This window comes from Pedobacter psychrodurus (assembly GCF_032678585.1).
Lineage (GTDB): Bacteria > Bacteroidota > Bacteroidia > Sphingobacteriales > Sphingobacteriaceae > Pedobacter > Pedobacter psychrodurus_A.
In genome coordinates this window covers 23,331-44,636 of record NZ_JAVTSN010000019.1, presented here as the reverse complement: position 1 = coordinate 44,636, position 21,306 = coordinate 23,331, and the positions used below count along the sequence as shown (strand labels likewise).

The 21,306-nt window shown below is 41.1% G+C and carries 16 protein-coding genes; 8 read left to right on the top strand and 8 right to left on the bottom strand.

The features are described 5' to 3' along the window. Positions 1-10: 10 nt before the first annotated feature. The 4 genes from R2S57_RS14035 to R2S57_RS14020 all read right to left on the bottom strand — a co-directional run bounded on the left by R2S57_RS14035 (position 11) and on the right by R2S57_RS14020 (position 7,372). Positions 11-3,400: a TonB-dependent receptor gene (locus R2S57_RS14035; RefSeq protein ID WP_316845582.1), complete on the bottom strand. Its 3,390-nt coding sequence runs from the start codon at positions 3,398-3,400 to the stop codon at positions 11-13. A 186-nt stretch (positions 3,401-3,586) separates the two neighbouring features. After that, positions 3,587-4,591 (bottom strand): FecR family protein, encoded by a 1,005-nt coding sequence (locus tag R2S57_RS14030; protein ID WP_316845581.1) that lies wholly within the window; start codon positions 4,589-4,591, stop codon positions 3,587-3,589. A gap of 144 nt (positions 4,592-4,735) precedes the next feature. Next, a complete protein-coding gene (locus R2S57_RS14025) occupies positions 4,736-5,326 on the bottom strand; it encodes an RNA polymerase sigma-70 factor (RefSeq protein WP_316845580.1) in 591 nt (196 codons plus the stop codon). Between the two features lie 636 nt (positions 5,327-5,962). Next, entirely contained in the window at positions 5,963-7,372 is a 1,410-nt protein-coding gene (locus R2S57_RS14020; RefSeq protein ID WP_316845579.1) for a PLP-dependent aminotransferase family protein, read from the bottom strand. Positions 7,373-7,459: 87 nt separating this feature from the next. Here R2S57_RS14020 and R2S57_RS14015 point away from each other — a divergent pair, with 87 nt between their 5' ends. From R2S57_RS14015 to R2S57_RS13990, 6 genes are all read left to right on the top strand, one after another. Further along, positions 7,460-8,353 carry a DMT family transporter gene (locus R2S57_RS14015; RefSeq protein WP_316845578.1) on the top strand — a complete coding sequence of 298 codons (894 nt, stop codon included), beginning with the start codon at positions 7,460-7,462 and terminating at the stop codon, positions 8,351-8,353. 27 nt (positions 8,354-8,380) lie between these two features. Next, positions 8,381-8,887, top strand: a complete 507-nt coding sequence (locus R2S57_RS14010; protein WP_316845577.1) for a GNAT family N-acetyltransferase — start codon at positions 8,381-8,383, stop codon at positions 8,885-8,887. Between the two features lie 106 nt (positions 8,888-8,993). Continuing rightward, positions 8,994-9,569 carry a Crp/Fnr family transcriptional regulator gene (locus tag R2S57_RS14005; protein WP_316845576.1) on the top strand — a complete coding sequence of 192 codons (576 nt, stop codon included), beginning with the start codon at positions 8,994-8,996 and terminating at the stop codon, positions 9,567-9,569. A 116-nt stretch (positions 9,570-9,685) separates the two neighbouring features. Beyond that, on the top strand, positions 9,686-10,366 hold the full coding sequence (locus R2S57_RS14000; protein ID WP_316845575.1) for a type 1 glutamine amidotransferase domain-containing protein: 681 nt from the start codon (positions 9,686-9,688) through the stop codon (positions 10,364-10,366). A gap of 3 nt (positions 10,367-10,369) precedes the next feature. After that, the gene (locus R2S57_RS13995; RefSeq protein WP_316845574.1) at positions 10,370-10,675 is read left to right on the top strand and encodes a putative quinol monooxygenase; all 306 of its coding nucleotides are present in this window, start codon (positions 10,370-10,372) and stop codon (positions 10,673-10,675) included. A gap of 575 nt (positions 10,676-11,250) precedes the next feature. Then, the gene (locus R2S57_RS13990) at positions 11,251-11,736 is read left to right on the top strand and encodes a GNAT family N-acetyltransferase (RefSeq protein WP_316845573.1); all 486 of its coding nucleotides are present in this window, start codon (positions 11,251-11,253) and stop codon (positions 11,734-11,736) included. 33 nt (positions 11,737-11,769) lie between these two features. Here the strand turns inward: R2S57_RS13990 and R2S57_RS13985 are convergent, their stop codons facing one another. Next, on the bottom strand, positions 11,770-12,804 hold the full coding sequence (locus R2S57_RS13985) for a S41 family peptidase (protein WP_316845572.1): 1,035 nt from the start codon (positions 12,802-12,804) through the stop codon (positions 11,770-11,772). A gap of 417 nt (positions 12,805-13,221) precedes the next feature. Here R2S57_RS13985 and R2S57_RS13980 point away from each other — a divergent pair, with 417 nt between their 5' ends. Next, the gene (locus tag R2S57_RS13980; RefSeq protein WP_316845571.1) at positions 13,222-14,022 is read left to right on the top strand and encodes a helix-turn-helix domain-containing protein; all 801 of its coding nucleotides are present in this window, start codon (positions 13,222-13,224) and stop codon (positions 14,020-14,022) included. A 67-nt stretch (positions 14,023-14,089) separates the two neighbouring features. Next, on the top strand, positions 14,090-15,532 hold the full coding sequence (locus tag R2S57_RS13975) for an alpha/beta fold hydrolase (protein WP_316845570.1): 1,443 nt from the start codon (positions 14,090-14,092) through the stop codon (positions 15,530-15,532). A gap of 65 nt (positions 15,533-15,597) precedes the next feature. Here the strand turns inward: R2S57_RS13975 and R2S57_RS13970 are convergent, their stop codons facing one another. The 3 genes from R2S57_RS13970 to R2S57_RS13960 form a co-directional block, all read right to left on the bottom strand. Next, complete coding sequence (locus R2S57_RS13970) at positions 15,598-18,432, bottom strand: carboxypeptidase-like regulatory domain-containing protein (protein ID WP_316845569.1); 2,835 nt, start codon at positions 18,430-18,432, stop codon at positions 15,598-15,600. Positions 18,433-18,810: 378 nt separating this feature from the next. Next, entirely contained in the window at positions 18,811-20,160 is a 1,350-nt protein-coding gene (locus tag R2S57_RS13965) for a Gfo/Idh/MocA family protein (protein WP_316845568.1), read from the bottom strand. Between the two features lie 5 nt (positions 20,161-20,165). After that, positions 20,166-21,290, bottom strand: a complete 1,125-nt coding sequence (locus R2S57_RS13960) for an aminoglycoside phosphotransferase family protein (RefSeq protein ID WP_316845567.1) — start codon at positions 21,288-21,290, stop codon at positions 20,166-20,168. Positions 21,291-21,306 lie beyond the last annotated feature (16 nt).

Below are 21,306 nucleotides of genomic sequence, written 5' to 3'. Positions count from 1 at the left end.
GCTTTAATGGTTATCTGAATGTAGTAGAGATGCCTAAAGAAAATGTTCTTGGAATTGGATAGGCATTTTCGTCGATACCAACACCCAAAGTTGGATCTGATCCGCCTACATTGATTTCAGGGTTCATACCCGAATAACCGGTGATGACAAAGGCCTGTTGAACCGAAGCAAATACCCGAAGGTTTTTAAGCATCAGGTTTTTTACGGGAATGGTATAACCCAGTGAGATATTTTTTGCGGCCAGATAAGATCCGTTTTCTATCCATTGTGAGTTTACCGAACGGCCGATACCGGTTGTACCCGATTTGGTTCTGGGATAAATGCCCGATCCCGGGTTTTCAGGAGCGCGCCATCTATCTGCCGCTGCTGCCAACAATACCCTCGAACCGTCCATATTGGTTTGATAAGCCCATTTCGCTGCGTTTAAGATTTTACCTCCCACAGAAAAAGTCATATCGATGGTCAGGTCGAAGTTTTTGTATTTGAAATTGTTCACCATACCGCCTGTAAATGTTGGGGTTGGATCGCCGATAAAAGTACGGTCGTTCACGTCGTCAATTACACCATCGCCGTTAATATCCTTCACCTTAATGGTACCGATATCCGAACTTCCGTTAGGTTTTGCCGGTGTACTTAAATATTTGGCAGAATTTGCCAAATCTGCTGCATCCTTGTACAAACCATCGAAAACAAAACCATAAAACTCACCCAAATGGTGGCCCTCCTGCTGGCGGAAATAATCAGAACTTACCGTTACGTTTCTTCTGATATAACCCGGATCAACCAGATTGGTGATCAGATTGCGGTCGAAGGAAAGGCTTAGGTTGGTATTCCATTTAAAACTGCCGGTTAAGTTTTTCGAACTGATCGAAAATTCATGCCCCCACATTTTAAGTTCACCTACATTGTATATGATCTGCGAAAAACCCGAAGATGTTGGTATGGCACGCTGTTGGATCAATCCATCGGTAAGCTTCCTGTAATAATCGTAAGTAAAAGTAATCCTGTTATTCAACACCCCTATTTCGAAACCAAGATCCAACTGTTTGTTACGCTCCCATCTGAGCTCCTGGTTAGGCAAACGGTTAATGGTCTGCCCCTGCGTAATGGTGTTGTTAAAATTGTAATAGTAGGTACCTATTGTGGCTTGCGAATCGTAATTACCAGCGAAGAAGTTATTTCCGGTGATGCCATAACTTGCACGTAATTTCAAGAAACTGATGTCTTTTAGGTTTTTCATAAAAGCTTCATCACTCACGATCCATCCGGCAGATAAGGAAGGAAAACTGCCCCATTGTTTGTTAATACCAAATTTCGAAGATCCATCCCGCCTAACCGCAGCCGATAAAAGGTATCTGCCTTTATAGGCATAGTTAATCCGGGCGATTGCCGATAGCAACGAATAAGAACCTGCGCCACTGCCACCTGTTATGCTGGTTGCAGCATTCAAATATTCAATATCATCGCTCGCAAAGCCCAGCCCGGTTAAGTTATTGCTATAGGTATTAAACTCTTGTGCCGAATAACCGATCAGGGCATCAATACTATGGTCTTTACCAAAGGTTTTGGTATAGGCCAGGTTTCCTTCCGCTGTCCACGAACCGTTATCAACCGATGAACTGGTTCCGGTAGTTTGTCCCTGTGTACCCGTTACCAACCCGCCCTGAAAATATTTACGCATTTCGGCACCTTTATCAACACCTAGATTCGTTTTAACACTCAGTCCGGGCAAAAATTCGTAGTTCAGATAAGCGTTACCTAAAATACGGGTGGTTGTATAATCATCATTGGTAAGCATATAAGTAGCCAATGGATTGATGTAAGCCACCATGCCCGGAGAGGCCACGCTTCTGGCAAAAGTGCCGTCGGGGTTGTAAGGTGATGCCAATGGACTGGCCTCAAAAAACCTTTCGAAATAACCTCCTACCCCATCACTGGTTAACCTGTTGTTGTGGTCCATCCTGTAACTTGGTGCCAGGTTAAAACCCAGTTTAAGTTTGTTATTGGCGGAGGTAAAATCCTGGTTAAACCTCACTGAAAACAATTTGGTTCCGTTATTGATCACCACACCCTGCTGTTCCTGATAACCTGCGATAACCGTTGATGAAGAATGCTCGCGTGCCGATTGAACGGTTAAATCGTAACTTTGAATGGGTGCGGTACGGGTAAGCAGGTCGAACCAGTTGGTTCCATCGCCGTATTGTTCTGGATTATCGTATGCGGCATGATAATCAGCCGCAATGGTATAACCTGGTTCGTATTTTATCCCGTCTTCACCACGTTCTTTCATAAAGGTGGCAAATTCCCTTGCCGTCATCATTTTAGGCAATCTGGCGGTTGGTATTTTCTGGATACCATAATATGTAGAGAAATCTACCTTCGAATCGCCCGGTTTTGCATGTTTGGTGGTAATCAAAACCACACCGTTGGCCGCTCTCGATCCATATAGTGCGGTTGCAGAAGCATCCTTTAAAAAGCTAAAACTTTCTATCTCCGCAGGATTGATATTGTTGATACTTCCGGTAATCGGTGTACCATCAATTACAAATAAAGGCTGGTTGCTTGAGTAAAAGGAAGCCGCACCGCGGATAATAAAACCCATGCCCCTACCTGGCTGTCCGCTGGTTTGCGCAATCTGCACCCCGGCTACTTTTCCCTGCAACTGTTGTGCAAACTGGCCTACAGGCATATCCTGAAGCTGAGTAGCATCGATGGTTGCGATAGAGCCGGTAACATCCTTCATCCGTTGTTTTCCATAACTCACCACCACTTCCGAAAGCTGGTTATCGCTAGGTTTCATCGAAAAACTTAAAGGAGTTGTTCTTCCATCCTTAACGCTAATACCAGTTATTTTTTGAGAAAGAAACGAAATATAAGAAACTTCAATGCTGTAGTTTCCCGGTTTTAGCGAAATGCTGTAGTTTCCGTCCGGATCACTTTGAACGGTCTGTCCGGTTTCGATTACTTTAACTGTAGCGCCAGGTAGCGGACCACCTTTTTCGTCGGTAATGCGACCTGCAATATTGCCGGGCTGCTGTGGAACAGGTTTCTGGGCAATTACCACATAACCTTCTACTATTTTATATTCGAGATTGGTTCCGCTAAGTACCCTTTCAATCAGATATTTTACGGTTTTGGTTTGCTCAGTTAAGGTAACTTCCGTTTTAAGGCCACTGAGTATTTTTTCTGGAAGCACGAATTTAATACCACTTTTCTCCTGAATACCCAGCAGACTCGTTTTTACACTCGAATGGTCTAAACTAATACTGATTACCTGATCGAGGTTCTGGCTATGAACACTCCCGGCCAAAAGCACGCCGATAAAGGTAAATTGTGCGATTAAAAGTATAAATGAACACCTCATCATAAACTTAATTGTAGGATGTAATCCTTTTTGCATAAATTTGTATATTAATGGTTTGCCCGGTGATAAGCCGGAATAATTGTTGATTTTTTCTTCATTTTAACCGCTCTGTCGTCGAAAAGCAAGCGGTTATCATGTGATAAAAAGACTACTTCCCCTCCTTAAGGTTGGGGAAGTTTGTTAATTTCAATCCATTGTTTTCCTTTCTATATTTTTTGAATGTTAACGGATAATGATTTCGTTGTTTTTAATGTTGTAATTGAATTTCCCCGCAGCAGCGAGTACATTCAGCAGCTTGTTTACAGGTACTGTAGCGTCAATGGTCAATGTCATCCGGTCACGCGATTTGTGTTGGGTTTTGAAACTGATTTTCACGTTGTACCAGCGTTCTAATGTTTCACAGATTTCCAATAAAGATGAATTGCGAAAAGCCAGCTGTGCGCGCATAAAACCGGTAACATCCGTTACGGCGACATCCGCCGTATTGGCCTTCCCTTCGAAATAAACTACCTTTTGTCCGGGGATCAGGATGGCCAGCGATTGTATCTTGTCTCCTTTTAACTCATCTACCCGAACCTTTCCGGTGGCTACCTCTACACTAAGCGGCTTGTTTTTAAAAGCTTTAATTTTAAAGGAAGTACCCAAAACCTGAGTTCTTACGGTTCCGGTATGGATGATAAATGGTTTTTTGGGATTTTTAGTCACTTCGAAAAAAGCTTCACCATAAAGGGAGATTTCTCTTTTATTGGCCGAAAACCGTTCAGGGTATTTTAATCTGCTGCCTGCTCCCAGATATACCACACTACTATCGGATAAAGTAATTTTAGAGCGCTGACCGTTAGGATTAATGCGCTCGATATAGGCCAAAGCCTGTTGCTGTGATTTGCTGAAATGGAAGAGCAGATAAACACTCAGCGTAGAGATGATCAGGGCTGTCCAAATGGCAGCATATTTAAAGTTTAACCGTTTTTTAACAGGCAACTCTTTTTCATTTTCTGCTGCAATCCGAAGGTTTATCGTGCGCAGCCAATGTGCCTGTTTGATATGCGCTACATTTTCGTCCTCAAACAAAGCGAAATCTTTTGTCTGGTTGTTTGACAGGATTTCGTTTAATACCGTTTCAGATTCCGGATTCTTCAGGAACGAACGGACCAGTTCTTCTTCCTTTGCAGAACACCCACCACGGAGGAATTTTTCTATCAATGCTTGGTCAACCTGTTTCGGCATGTTTGTTTGTTACGGCACAAATTGAGCGCCTATCTAACAAGGGACAAAAAAGCTATTGAGGGGCTAATGTATTTTCAAACAAAAACACATCACACTGATTTACAGTAAAATAATTTTAATAATATTTTATAAAAGATAGGATTACTAACGTACGAATAGTAAAAAGGCAATCGCTAAAGCTGCATCCTTATACCTTAAAAAACCTTTACGGAAATGATTCAGCGAAAATTTAATGTGATTTTTTACGGTGTTGATGGAAATATCGAGGTTATCGGCAATTTCAGCATGACTCAGTTCTTCTTCCCTACTTAATTGAAATACAATTTTACGCTGTGGACTTAACAGATCAAGTTCTTGTCGATAACTTTGCTCCATCTCGCTGGTTAGAATGCCATGGTCGGCAGTAGCACTGGTAAAGGAAATATGGTTTTCAATACTTTCTATCGGAGCGGTTTGAATGGCCCTTTTTCTGATGACCTTGATAGTAGCATTTTTTGCAGCCCTAAAAATGTAGTGTTTAAATTCCCCCTGAATTTCAAGCGTGTGTCTTTTCTCCCAAACCCACATCATCAGGTCCATCATCGCTTCTTCTGCGAAACATTCGTCGTTTACATAACCGAGTGCATATCTGTAGAGTTTTGTAAAATAACGATCAAATAAAACATTAAAAGCCTTCAGATTGTCGCGGGAACATTCCACTAATAACTGTTGATCTGAAAGTAAGGGATATTCCATAAAAATGGATGCTTTTGTTTTCAGCAAAACTATAGCCCCCGCTTTATGATTTGATTAACTACATGTTAAGGATTCATTAATAAAAGTGGCAAAACAGTCATTTAAGAAATTTACTTTGAAACCTTCCTGCCGTGGGGAGCGACCAATCAAAGTAAAATGAGAACAAATTAACTAGTCTTAGCTTCTCGCTAAGACCATCTTTTACCAAAACTTAATTTTCGCCACGGATACACGGAGTTTTTCGATTGAAGCATCCCTCCCTCTCTGTCATTCTGAACGCAGTGAAGGATCTTTTAATAATCAAAGTCTTTATATATACTGAAAGTGTTTTCAATAGCTGAAACAAGGAAAATAAAGATTCTTCGTTGCTCTCAGAATGACAATTTCTTTTGAGATAGTATTTTACTGATCTTCCCGTATTACTAAGACCTTATTCTTTTACCAAAGCTAATTTTCGCCACGGATACACGGGGTTTTTCGATTGAAGTATCCCCTCCCTTTTCTGTCATTCTGAACGCAGTGAAGGATCTTTTAATAAAAAAGTATTATATATACTGAAAGTGTTTTCAATAGCTGAAACAATGAAAAAAGAGATTCTTCGTTGCTCTCAGAATGACAAATTTCTCTAAGACCGTATTAAAGCATTTTTGCCAAATTCCCCACCTGCTTAAGTTTAAAATCGATTTCATCTGTCCAGGGCATGCCCATACAAATACGCAGGCAGTTTTCGAACTGATCCTGCAGGGTAAACATCCGCCCTGGCGAAATGCTGATTTTCTGCTTCATCGCCAGATCATATAGTTTTACAGTATCAGCTCCCTTTTGCAGTTCTACCCAGATGGCGAGTCCACCCTGTGGCCGGCTGATCTTAGTCCCCTCTGGGAAATAAGTGGCAATGGCATGGCTAAAACGCTGGTAATTGTCTTTCAGGGTACGGCGCATTTGGTGAATATGCACATCGTAACGTCCGCTTTTAAAAAAATTGCCCACCACTTCGTGCACGAGCGACGGTGTGGCAATGGCGTGTACCAGTTTCAATTTCAGTATTTTATCCTTGTACTTACCTGGCGCCACCCAACCTACCCGATAACCTGGAGCCAGCGTTTTCGAAATGGCACTGCACCACAATACATTTCCTTCGGTATCGAAAGCTTTGCAACATTTTGGCCGCTGTGTACCAAAATACAGATCGCCATATACATCATCTTCAATTAACGGAATGTTATGTTTAGCGAGTAATTTCACCACTTCCTTTTTATGTTCATCAGGCATGCAGCTACCTAAAGGCGTATTAAAGTTTGGAATTAATACGCAGATATTGATTTTGGAAACCAGTTTCTTCAGCGCGTCAATGTCAATACCGGTAACAGGATGTGTAGGCAGTTCGAGCACCTTGAGTCCTAAACTAAGGGCCAGCTGGAAAATCCCGGGATAACAAGGGCTTTCGATAGCAACGGTATCACCAGGTTTTGCCAAAGCCATCATACAAAAAGAAAGTGCCCCCATGCCACCGCTGGTGGTAATTAGATCATCTTCACTCAAATTCCCGCTCCAGCCCAGCGAACGTACTGCAACCATTCTACGCAGTTGTACATTGCCCTGAAGTGGTTCGTAAGCCGTGCCACCCTGCAGTGTTCTGCTCGCCTGAAGAATTTCTTTTTGGAGTTTGGCCAAAGGCAAGAGGTTACCCGATGGAATACCGATCGAAAAATTAGTAATATGATTATTACCCAAACTCGAATACACTTTGGTAATCAGCTCTTCGGGCTCGCTATAACCGGGTATTAAAGTCGGTTTACTTGCCGCCGGTAAGGGAAGACGCTGCTGCGATCGGTTACTGACAAAAAAACCCGATTGCGGTTTTGGATCGATTAGCGATTGTGCTTCGAGTTCTAAAAAAACCCTCTTGGCAGTGTTCATTCCAATGGCGTGCTCTTTACAAAGCATCCTCACCGAGGGCAACTTATCGCCAACCTTCAAAATGCCATTCCTGATCTGAAGCGCTATGCCTTCAGCAATTTCATTGTACCTAAAAAGTTTTTCCATAAACTAACTGTATCCATCCAAATATACAAAACTGATACTGTATTTACTTATTTCTCTTCGGCACTTTTGCTTAAGCAAATTTTAGATATGATAACCACAACAACAGGTAGTCTGGCTACCAGGAAAATTTCGAGCGGATGGCTGAACGGTTTTATCGGGGTACTGATTTTTAGTGGCTCGATGCCCGCCACCAAAATCGCTGTGATGGATATGAACCCCATTTTTGTAACGGTTGCGCGTGCAACGATAGCGGGTTTATTGGCACTTGTTGTATTGTTGGCACTTAAAGAGAAACGCCCTGCCAAAAGCAGTTTGTGGTCGCTCATTATTGTAGCCTTTGGCGCAGTAATTGGTTTTCCTTTATTAAGTTCGCTGGCTCTGGCACACATGAGTTCTGCACATTCGCTGGTATTTTTAGGCTTATTGCCCCTGGTAACTGCTGTTTTTGCCGTTTTACGAGGCGGTGAAAAACCTAAGCCTATTTTCTGGCTCTTTTCTGTATTGGGCAGTTTGCTGGTAATCGGTTATGCTGTGTACCAGGGCATTAATGCCTCGCCCTTTGGCGACTTGCTTATGCTGGCAGCCATAGTACTCTGCGGATTAGGTTATGCAGAGGGTGCGCGCTTATCGAAAACCCTCGGCGGCTGGCAGGTCATCTCCTGGGCATTGGCGATATCGCTTCCATTCATGTTTCCGCTGGTGTTTGTTTTTGAACCGGTTTCGCTTTCCACAATTAGTTCGGGCGCATGGCTTGGTCTGGCTTATATCTCCTTGTTCAGTATGTTTATCGGCTTTATTTTCTGGTATAAGGGATTGGCTCAGGGCGGAATTGCTACAGTAGGACAATTGCAACTCCTGCAACCCTTTTTCGGACTGGCACTTGCCGCTACACTTTTGCATGAGGAAGTAAGTTTAAATATGATCGCCGTAACCATAGGCATTATCCTTTGCGTTGCCGGCTCAAAAAAGTTTGCCAAATAAAATAGAAACCATATAAAAATTAATCATATGCAGATCAGTAATAGCAGTACAGCAGATATTTCGGAGATTTTCCGTCTTTACGAAAGTGCAACAGCTTTTCAGAAAACAAAGTACATCCTACATTGGCCAAAGTTTGAAACTTCATTGATTGAAAATGAAATTGCGGAGAACAGGCAATGGAAAATCACCATGGATGGGAAAACCGCCTGTGTATGGGCAACAACGTTCGATGATCCACAGATATGGGAAGAGCGAAATGCCGATCCTGCCGTTTATATCCACCGTATCGCCACCAATCCTGAATTTAAGGGACAAAATATGGTGGCCAACATTGTAGCCTGGGCTAAGGAATATGCCGAAGAAAATGGTAAAACCTATGTGCGTCTGGATACTGTTGGCCAAAATGAAAGTCTGATTAAACATTATACCAAAATGGGTTTTACATTTCTGGGTTTATATGATTTAAAGCATACGGATCAGTTGCCTGCTCATTATCAAGGAAATCCTGTGAGTTTGTTTGAGTTGTTGGTTTGATGATGCTATCGGCCTTTTAATCAGATAAGATTTAAACATTAAAAGTCAGTCATGCCGGTTTTGAACGGGGCTTTATTTTTTCTACTTTCATCCTGTGAAAGCGCAAATGGAAAAACTAAGGAAACATCTTGAGGAAATAATCGCAGTAAGTGATGAGGAATTCGCCTATATACAAACTTTTTTCACCACCAAAAGAGTAAAAAAACACCAATACCTGATACAGGATGGCGACCAGGCAAATTTTGAATACTTAATTTTATCCGGCATTTTCAGAATGTTTTATCTAGACAGCGATGGAAAAGAGCATATTGTTCAGTTTGCAGGTGAGAACTGGTGGATGGCCGATTATCAGGCCTATTTTAAGGAAAGAAAAGCCACGCTGCACATCACTTGTATGACGGATGCCGAAATACTGTGCCTCACCTTACAGGGCAGGGAAACCCTAGCAACCGAAATGCATAAAATGGAACACTTCTTCAGGGCCAAACTCACCAATGGCTATATTGCCCAGCAGCGGCGCATCATTTCCCTACTCTCGGGCAACCCGCAGCAACGTTATGAAGAGTTTGCACAGCTTTATCCCCACCTAATCCAACAGATCCCAAAAAAATACATAGCCGAATACCTTGGCGTAAGCCGCGAAACGTTAAGCAGGCTTTACTCGGCAAATAAAAACAGTTAAAAAACCGAAAGTGTGATTGCGATCACACTTTTTTTGTGACTTGCCTCCTCGTACAGCACGATGCAATTGAGGAGATTTGAAATGTCAAAACAACAAACATTTTAAAACATAAAGTCATGAAAAAGAAAATTTTAATCATCGTTTCCAATGCCAATGCAATAGGTCCGAAAAATAGAAGAACAGGAACCTTTCTTCCAGAAGTTGCCCACCCTTACGCTGAATTTGATCAGGCAGGTTACCAGATCGACTTTGCTAGCCTATCAGGCGACACCCCTTATCTTGATGCGCTCAACCTAGCTTCAGATGCAGACAACCTTCATTTTTTAACCGGAAAAGGTTGGGAAGATATGCAACAGGCTGCAAAACTTTCCACTGTAGATGTCAGTATTTACGATGCCATTTTTGTTCCGGGTGGTCTGGCCCCAATGGTGGATATGCCAGAGGCGCCATTACTTAAAAAGGTTATTGCCGAAACCTATGAGCGTAACGCCGTAGTAGGCGCTGTATGTCATGGCCCGGTGTCGTTGCTTAATGTAAAACTGAGTGACGATTCGTTTTTGTTAAATGGCAAAAACATCACTTCTTTTACGACCGAAGAGGAGGAGCATTATGCAAGACCAGATGTACCTTTTGATCTGCAGACCGCACTTACCGCTCAGGGGGCAATCTTTCATGCCTCAACCCCGTGGTCGGCCAACAGTATCGCCGACGGCCGTTTGGTAACAGGTCAGAATCCAGCTTCAGCAAAAGGTGTAGGAGAAAAAATTGTCGCTATTTTAAACACCATTAAAGCTTAGAAGATGAAAAACGAAGCCATTCATGTATTTGCCACCTGGCAGATCAAAGACGGACAGCTAGAAACCGTATTAGACTTATTAACAGAAGTAAGGAAACAGAGTATTGCCGAAGAAGGAAATCTTTTTTACGAGATACACCAGAGCCGTACAGATGTAAATACTTTGATCCTTTTCGAAGGATATAAAAATGAAAGTGCTCTGGATGCACACCGCAACGCGCAGCATTTTCAAATGATCGTAGTTGGAAAGATTGTTCCCTTATTGCAAACACGTGAGGTTGTATTAACTTCACCGCTGAATTTGGATTAGACAGATTTAATAATAATGCGATAAGTGTACTTGCTTCTAAATTGTCATGTTGAGCTTGTCGAAACGCCTTAAAAGATATTTAAACAGGCCCTTCGACAAGCTACCATAAACGTTATTTTGTAATTGTTTATTAATGAACAACTTAAAGTAATTTTCATTTCCTCCCAGCTAGGCCAAAGCACCTCATCCACGTTCAACTAAGACCCGGCCTAACAAATTTTTCGGGGCCCACAGACCAAGCCACTCTACTGGCTTCCAAAGAAAAATTTTCAGCCGGCATTTTTTGTTTCTTTTTGATGCCAAAAAGAAAGAGCCCTTCGGCGGCGGCGAGCCGAGGCAGGACGGAGCAGCTGGGCAAAAAAAATAATTTATACGTCAATCATATTGATTTTTATAAAATAAATTATCCCTCAGGATGACAGCTCTATTTTAATGATACAGATTTTTATCAATTGGCCAATCCAACACCCATTGTCACTTAGCATAAAAAAAAATAATTGAATCCTTATTTAATTTATTGCTAATTTCAAAACACCTTTTTATTTAGGACAAAGCATTTCTTAAGATCAATCACAATGGAGAAAACAATCGATTTAAAACTTAGGCAGACAACAGTTTCAGATCTCGAAACCCTCTTCGAATTTCAAACTGACCAGGAAGCAGGCTATCTTGCCGCCTTTATGCCCAAAGATCCGACAGACAAGCCTGCATATTTGAGTAAATATACCAGGTTATTGAGCGATCCAACTGTAAATAACCAGACTATTCTGGTGAACAATATCATTGTTGGCCATGTGGCGAAGTTTATCATGCATGGCGATACGGAAATTACCTATTGGATAGATAAAAAATTCTGGGGCCAAGGAATTGCCACTAAGGCGCTTCATGAATTTCTTTTAATTGAGTTGAGCAGACCAATTTTCGGGCGTGTGGCATTTGATAATTTTGGATCACAAAAAGTTCTGGAAAAATGTGGCTTTGTAAAAACAGGTACTGATAGCGGTTTTGCAAATGCCCGACAGGCCGAAATTGAGGAATTTATTTACAAGCTTAATAGTTGAAAATGATTGCGTTTCACTTAGCAAAAATTAGTTTTACTCCTTCTGCATTAGAAATTTTATAGATTCCTGAATATTCCGATCCAAAAATAAATCATCAAAATTATCCTGCTTTGACACGGCAATATCGGGGATGATGCGCTCGTAATAGTTGCCGTTTCTATCGCTATCGTATGAATTGGTCAAAGCCATTGTCGTACCAAAAGCTAAGGGCCAAAAAATATTACCCGTAGTAAATCCCAATGTACTTTCTCCAACAAAAATGGTATTTGGCCTGCCTTTAAAGGCCATTGCCGTTACTTCGCCCGAACTTCCGGTAAAGATTCCGGTGATAACGGCTAGTTTCTTTTTATCTAACAATTCGCCAACGGGATTAATAAAGGACACTTTTTTACCGTTATCCAAATAATTCCCATTTTCCAATTTTATGGTGCTCACCAGCTTTTTATTGAGGTTAAGTGATCCTCCTATATCATGATCACCCAATAAATCGTACAAAGCGAGTAACATCGGCCAGGAATTGCCACCTGTATTCAAGCGCAAATCCAAAATCCATCCCTCAATTTTATTTTTCGCCTTGATATCAGCTATCTGATCATACATGGCCTGGGCTATTTTGTGCACATTTTCCGAACTGGTATCAAAAAACACCATGCCTGGCATTAAAATATAGCCGTATTTCCCGTCAAGTACCTTGGCTTCAAAAGTTGGTTTGGCAGCATATTTTTTTCTCCACTGCTCCGTATATTCCGCTTTTGAAATGGCTTTTCCTGTAGCAGAATATTTTTTTCCCTGATCGTAAACAATGCAATGTGTTGCGCCTATTTTATCGAAAAGTATTTTTATCTCGTTTAACGATGTTTTAAAGCTATTGTATTGCGCTAAATTCTGTTTAGTTTCATATTCAACAACCTTCCAATCAACAGCTTTCCTGTGTAAGTATCCATTTTTCAAGGCTGAAAAAAGCCCGTCATAAAATACTTTTATACTATCCTGAGCTGTTAATTCTTTTTGCGCAAATCCTTTAAGAGACAAACCCAAAATAAAAAATATCACCAATGTTTTTTTCATTTATGTTGTTTAATGATGTTCCGATTTAGGCATGATCAACTGTTTATTTCATTTGCGTTAATCGGGCAAAGGAACGGGAAGAAACAAAAATCTGATTATCCCATAGACGAATTTCTAGATACTATAGTTGCATCCTACTATACCATTCCAATAAATTATTCATAAAACACTCTTAATCAGACGCTAAACAGCAAAATAAATGAATATCACGATTAGGAGGTAATTTATACTGACTTGCTCCGGGTTTTTTTCAGGCACGATTGTCACAACTTCGTCTCAAGCCCGAGGCAAGTCCGAGCCAACCCCGTTCCAACAGTTAATTTTTCAAAACTTGAATGCCTTGAAATTAACTTGCAAAATAATGCGGTCATCCTGCAACATTCAGCATAAAATCGCATCATATAGATAGATCTCCATATGACAGAAATATTCGATAACATCAGAAAACTCTACCGCTTTTATCCTCCGGCCGAAAGCCTTTCTCCTTATATCGAGTTTTTTTCGGAAACAGATTTGCAAGCTGCCGGGCTTCTTATTCAGGAAAGAAACTTTACCGTAAAACTTTTCCCGAGTTTCACCCCTACCATCTGGTTGAACCTTGGTAGTCCATATCAGCTTTATAATGGCACTAAACCGCATGCTATAGATGAGCGTACCGATGTACTGGTACTGCGCAGTAAAACCATTGAGCGGTGTAATGCTCCAACAGACAATATATTTACCGTCAAATTTTTACCTGGTGGATTCGAAGCTATTTTCGGGATAAGCCAAACTAAAATCGCCGACGATGTGATCCCCTTACAAGATTTAATCCCTGCACAAATCATCAAGAAGATCAAAAATGCAGCAGATTTCGAATCGAGGATATCGCTTTGGGAGGATTATCTTCATGAGCGGAAATTACAAAATGTGAAGAGCCATTATCTACACGTGGTACAAAAATCGATCGATACTTTTTTGGATACAGAAATGAAACTCTCTTTAGGGCAGCTCGCAGATAAAATACACATGAGCGAAAAGTCAATGAACAGATATTTCAATCATGTAGTGGGAACCGGTCCTAAGCACTATTTCAACATTTTACGCGCCAGAACGGCAGTCACAGATTTTTTAAAAACACCTGAATTTTTCTCTCCTTACACTTATGGTTATTATGATATGAGCCATTTCTACAGAGATGCCATCAAGTTTACCGGAAGGCGGATGGCTCAATACTAGTTATTTTGTCCGTTTTTTACCTTTTTTCCTCCAAATCGCAATATTAGATTTGTACAAAACACAAACCATGAAGTTTACGTCAATACTGATCTTAATTTTTGTAATCTCCGTAACAGCCTGTTTTGCACAATCCTATACCCCAAAAATCGAACCTTGCGCCTGTAACATTAAGATCGAAAAAGGGGTTGTAGCGCGTTGTGGCTTTCTTGTAGTGCCTGAAAACAGAAAATACCCTGGTAAAACACAGATCAAAATACCTTTTTTATTTGTGCGCAAAGCAGGAATGGATTCGGTAAGAAATATTTCCCTTTACAGCACTGGTGGTCCAGGTTATAGCACTACATCAGGAATAACCCAGATTACAGCAAATTCAGGTTTTTTGAAATACGGAGGTTTTATTGCATTTGATCAAAGAGGAACAAAAAAGGCCATTCCATCGCTTTTTACAACCGAAATTGATGAGGCCATTAAACGCTCTTACCTTGAAAACCTTTCGAAAGATAGTTTGGTGTTGCTTGCGGTAAAATCAGCCAGACAAAAATTCATCGCACAGGGAATTGATTTATCTGCTTACAACACTATTGAAAGCGCAGCCGATATCACTGACCTCAAAATTGCACTAAAGATCCAGTCGCTTAGCCTGGTTGGGATTTCTTACAGTGGCGGACTGATGCTTACCGTAGCCAGAAATCATCCTGAAGGCATTAAAGCCCTTATTTTAAACTCCCCATTGCCAGGATTTGTCAATTATGAGGAACACGGTTTAATTAATATGGATGAAGCACTTGATCAGGTTTTTAGCAATGTGGAGGCCGATTCATCAAAAGAGGAAAAGTATAAGGATCTGCGGAATCGCTTCCATGATTATTTCACCAAAATATCAGGTCAACATTTTACGTTAAGATATCTGCCCAAAGGGAAAGGGGATTCGATAAATATCAGGTATGGTAAAGCAGAACTTCTTGATGTAATCATTGGCAGAATTGACAATAGCCGTTTAAAATCCGTGCCCTTTGTGATGGATGAAATCATCAGGGGAAAGCACAGCAGTTATGTAAGCGAGCTACTCGACGGTATATTTTCGGGTGATCCCGACCGCGCCCTGGGCATGCGATATTCCGTCTACTGTTCTGAGCAAATTGCCTATTCGGATCCAAAACTTATTGCCGAACAGGATAAAATTCTGCCATGGCTTTCTGGTTATCCGTTTAATAATGTAAATGAAAAGATCTGCGACTGCTGGAAGGTTAAAATAGAAACACCAGAAGCAAAAAATCCGGTTTATTCTACTATTCCAGCCCTAATCTCTGGAGGGGACGCAGATCCATGGTGCAGGCCTTTTTACAATACACTCATAAAAAGATATATGCCCAATGCACAAATTCTGCTTATTCACAACAGGGCACATGGATCAGGTTTCGGACCAGATGGTTTTGATTACCTAGAGGCCTTTATGGGCGATCCCTATAAAAAGCTGATCTCTAAAAGCAGCAATGTAAAAGTGTATTGAGTTGGGATTAAAAAGTCCTTTCAGGATTTCATTAATGCTATTTTATAGTTTTTTAATCTCAATTATTATTTAAGAAGCAACTTATCAGAAATGAAGCCAATATTTCCGTTTAAATCTGCACCTTGCAATATGATCGAAAATTCCCCCTTCTGGTTGCCCATCAAAAAATTCACCGTAGCTTTCCCCATCTCATCTGTAACAATATCAGGCTTCCAAAAAATTGTCGAAACACTTGCCTGATCTGCACCATTGCTACTAACATCAAATTTTGGTTGATAAAACTGTTTGGAATATACTACATAGACCGGCCTGTAAGAAGCGCTGTTGGATTGCTGATAGTTAAATGATTTCGCTGTGGTGGTCAGAAAAATCAGTCCGATGTCGAAATCCCGGTTCTGAAGATTACCTACCCTCCAGCCCGTATAACTGGCATCAGGCCCATCGGCAATAAAGCCGTCATCACCTTTCCTAATTTGAGCCCTTTCCATACTCGATACGGATGGCTTGCCAAAATTATCCAGAGAAAGGCTCGACGCTCCAATTCGATTATATTTTCTACTGTACTGAAGCTCAACACCAACAAAAGAGGAAATTGGATAATCTTTTAGGCCTTCAACCACCTCCTGCACACTGGGTTTAAAGCTTACCACCAAAGGCAGCCCCGTTCCATTTATGATGATGTGCATAGCATATTTTCCATACATAAGTGTTGGAAAACCTCCGAACATCACAACTTTAAGCCCGGGAAACTGACTTCTCAACAGATCATAAAGATTTGAAGTCCCAGAAGCTTTTATATCATTTTTGTTTAACACCATATCTGCCCCCCTTGAATTGAAGGAACCTGCGATTGTCTTTTTACCTTTGATCACGACTTCATCCAGTTTGATTCCGCTCTCTGGAGCAAACGGAGCCTGGCGTTTCAGATCGGATTGTACGGCACGTTGTACTACACTATCGGTACTGGCATACCAGGGCATAACCGATGGCATTTTCGACGGATAGATCTCTGCGGGCAAAAACTTATCCAGAGTCAGCTCTCCGAAATTTAGCTTTTTTCCTTTTGGTGTATTAGCCATAATAAAAAAAGATGCCGTATCTAACAAGGGAAGGTTACGGAAGAGAAACTTACCGTTCCGGTCTGTTTTTATTTCGTTAATAAATGCCGGTTTTTGAGAGGAAATGATAATCTGTGATGCCTTCATCGGTTTTCCGAATGCATTTACTACGGTTCCACTAATTTCTATCTGTTCTTCTGCTTTGAATTTTGGCACCGGAGGTGAAAATACAGTTGACCAGTCTGGTCCTATCCAACCCTGACTAAGCAGAAGATTGTCTAGATCAGCCCAGCTTTTTGTTTTATAATGATTCAGGTAATAAGCAGGGCCTTCAACATAACCTTTAATTTCGCTTGTTAGCAGCAGATTGGCAACGATACCATTGTTCCCAAGGCTATCGGCAACAAAATTATTATCATCGGTTATCCCCAAAGAAAAACTGCCACTTACGGGTTTACCTTTCACATCCGTTACTGTGATATGCAAACTGGTACTATCCTTTACCTCTTTTTGATCACGCACTCCAACCGACATTTGGAGATTATCGCCTTGATCTATAAAAATAATCCGCTCGTTTATGGGCACCGTGTCCCGAAGCAATGTAAAATGTGCAATCCCAGATGGAAAAATATTTTTGGCTATGTTGATTCGCTGGTTTTCAGGGTACAGCTTTTTGGCATAACAGGCAAAACCTCTCGACTGGCAGATGAGAAAAATTCCTTCACTTTTATTTAAGCTAAACTTTTCCGAAAAGCGGATATTTAAACTTATAGAGTCTCCGGTTTCTGGATTCCCGACAGAAAGCAGGGATCCCGTTTCCCATATTTTCGGCAGGGCATAAACATTTTCTGATCCAAATATTTTTGCCACGTATTTCTCCCCGGCCACCGGGAGAAAATCCATTAAGCCCATCCCTTTATGGCTACTAGAAAAAGTAGCCACCTCCTTGCCACCGTTATCAAACACCGAACCTTTTATATCTACGCCAAGTCCGTTTTCTCCAATTGCCTTAAAGGCTAGTTTCGAGTTTAATCCGGTAACCAGATGCCCTCCTTCTGGCAGGAACTGGAGATCAATTATGTTTTTTCTTTCCAGATTCAGCGGAATATTTAAGATCTGGGCTGCAGTACCTTTCTGTGTATTTAAAATCTGCAGACCAAGGGCTTTTTTAAACCGTTCATCTTTTGGGTCAAAACTGACAATAACTTCTCCTTCAGCATCAGTTTGCAGATCCATTCGTTTGATCAGTTCGTTTTGATCAGTGATCCTGATCTGGATGTTTTGCAAAGAGACGGGTTTTTGTTGAGCGGTCTTCAAACTTAACCTAACCTGATCCCCGGCCCCTCTTTCTCCTCTTGTAACTGCTGTTCGCACCCGCCATGTTTCTCTCGTGGGTTTTGCGATATAAATGGTCTGATTGAAAAAACTTTCCACTTTTGCGTTTTTCATCCAGTTGGTATAAGCTCGTAGGTTGTATCTACCCTCATGAAACTGTTTTACAGAAATCGGTATCTGCGCCCACCCAATTCCAAAACGGATGGGTATACTGATCCTTTTAACATTGTCCAGACTATCGTCATTTAGCTCAAGATAAAGTAGTCCACTTTTTTTGCTATAGCCAAAAGAGGATTGCTCAATAACGTATGCCTTCAGCCAGATCGTATCGCCAACAAAATAGTAATTTTTATCCGTGTGGATATATACCTTTTCAGGCTCAAAACGTTTCCGGAACGTATCCAGCGTTGAAACTATTTTTTTGGCATCAATATTTGTTTTTTGTGCGGAGAGTTTACCTATACCACAGGTGAATGCGATCAAAATGATCAGAAAAGCTTTATGCATCAAATATTTGGTTAATATTAAACATGTATTAGCTGACCCGATCTACAATTAAAGCTTGAGAATACGCCAGATAAATCGATTTAATATAGGATATTTTTCTGATGTCCAGTATAATTAATTGAGGTCCCTATAAAAAACTGATCTCCAAAAGTAGCAATGTAAAAGTGTTTTGAGCAGAAACCTTATTATAGCATTTATCAATTGAGACTGTATCATAATTTCATTTGAATTCTTCACCTTGAGCCTACCAATTAATCTGGACATTAGTAGAAATGCCTGGCAAGACATTTAAATTGGTCCATCGACAAGCCCAGGATGACAAATCTATATTTATGATACAGTCTCTCTGAATTTGATTAAAGAAATAATTCCCAATCCTTAAAACCCGCTATCGCCCAACGCGAATGTATTTTTTGATGTTTTCCATTTCCCTTTGGTAAAATCAGGAAACTGCTGTGCCATATTGCCGTCTTTTAGCGATTTTTCCGAAAGGGGCGTAATCACACTCATTGTTAGTGAGTCGTAAACATCTATTGGCGTCTGTTTTTTCTGCTTCACAGACTCCACAAAGGCATTGAATACAAACCAGTCCATTCCACCATGACCTGCCCCATCCGCCTGATGCTCATATTTTTTCCATAATGGGTGATCATATTTATCCAGCCAGGTTTTGGCCTTGTCCCACTCATCATAGGTGCCTGATTTGCCTTCTATATAAATGGCATCGGCCACATCCATCCACAAACCTTCGGTGCCCTGTACCCTGAAACCTAAAGAATATGGTCTCGGTAAATGGGTATCATGTGTTAAGGCTACTGTTTCTCCATTTGCACAGTTCAACATAGTGGTTACCAGATCGCCGTTTTTGAAGTTTACAGCAAGATTTTTATTTCCAGGCGAGACTTTCTCAATGTATTGATGTAATCCCTTTGCTTTCGATGCAAATGATACCAGATTGGTAAATTGATTCCCCCTGTTGATGTCGATATAATTCATAATCGGACCAACACCATGTGTGGGATAAATATCTCCGTTTCGGTCAGCATTCCATTGTGTACGCCATTGCGCTTCTCCAACTGTATTGGGACCAAATTCGCCTCCTTTTCCATCAAATCTTTTGCCATCGTTAAACAAAACGCCCCGAAGATCGTGCTGGTAACCGCCTTCTAAATGCACCAGTTCACCGAATACATTATTTCTGACCATATTCAATACAGCAAGTACATCTCTTCGGTAGCAAACATTTTCGAGGGTCATGTACGGTACTTTTGTCTCCTCATAGACCTTCAAAATCTCCCAATGGTCTTCTACGGTTATGCCCGCAATCACTTCACAGCCAACATATTTCCCTGCCCTCATGGCATCAATAGACTGCGCTTTATGAAACTCCCATGGTGTAGCAATGATTACGGCATCAATATCTTTACGTTCCAATAATTTTTTATAGGCATCCAAGCCTCCAGTATATTCTGCAGGGAGTTTCTTGCCTGCTTTTACAAATTGCGCGCGGCAATATTTTAAAGAGCTTTCCTGGGTATCGCATATAGCAACAATCTCCACGTCAGCACGAAGTAATCCCTCTGAAATATGGTTCCTCCCCCTTAAACCCACACCGATATAACCTAAGCGAACTTTATCTTTAGCGTTTGCAAACAATAATCCCGACGGCATTAAAGTAAGCCCGGCCAATCCTACAATTCCATTGGCACAAAAATGTCTTCTATCCATGATTTTTAATTTTTAATTAACTGGTATTTTTCAGCCTCTTTTAATATGTTCTGTTCCAAAAGTTCGGCATGGCCGAACAGCTCCTTTAGCAACTGTAGCTGGGCCCTGGTGCGTTGGAGATTATGATGAGGGGATTCGATCTTATAATAGGTATCACCGTTGATGTAATCTGTTAAAAACCGCACGGCCTGCATGTAAGGCAATAAAAAAACACCCTTAATCAACGATCTCAACTCCCATTCATTTAAAAATTGCATCGCCTCCTCTAAGTAACCTTGAGTATAGGCATTAAACAGCGGGAGGTTTAGTTTAATATTAGATAATTCTCTTTCGTCTTCTGTACCTTTATTAATAATGGTTCGGATGGCGTCACCAAAGTCGTAGGCAACATAACCTGGCATTACAGTATCCAGATCGATCACACATTGGGCTTTATCTTCTACATCCAGCAGTACATTATTAAACTTGGTGTCGTAATGGATCACCCGTTTTGGCAATGTGAGTACCTGTGCATCCTCCTGAAAAAACAACATGGATTTGGCATGGGCTTTTATGGTTTCCAACTCTGCCGGCACCAAACTAAGCCGATGGAGCGGATCGTGAGCGATGGCATCATCCAACTGCTCCAGTCTTTTTTTCACGTTATGAAAGTCGGGAATAACCTCATGCAGGAGATCTGGAGAAAGGTCGCAGAGCATGGACTGAAATTTTCCGAAAGCTTTTCCACCCTCGTACGCCTGCTGTGCTGTTTCTACCACATCGTAAGTTTTGGTATTTTTTAAAAAACGGCTCATCCGCCAATATTCCCCATTTGTATCCTGATAAAAATAGGGACCAGCTTTGGTGGCAATGAGCGTCATTACCTCCTTTTGCGGATCACCCGCTCCTGTCTGGCTTACCTTATTTTTGAGATGCGCAATTACCCTGCACATGTTTTCTGTAAGTTTGGGTACATCCTTAAACACATGGTGATTGATCTTTTGGAGCAGATAATCGTACTCCTCAGTCGCCAGGTTTTTCATGCGGTAAGTATCATTAATATGCCCGGAACCATAGGGTTTTATAGAGGTAATGTCGGCCTGGCTTTTAAATTTGAAAGTAATTTCAAATAGGTTATTTATTCTTTTCACAATAAAAGGATTAAGA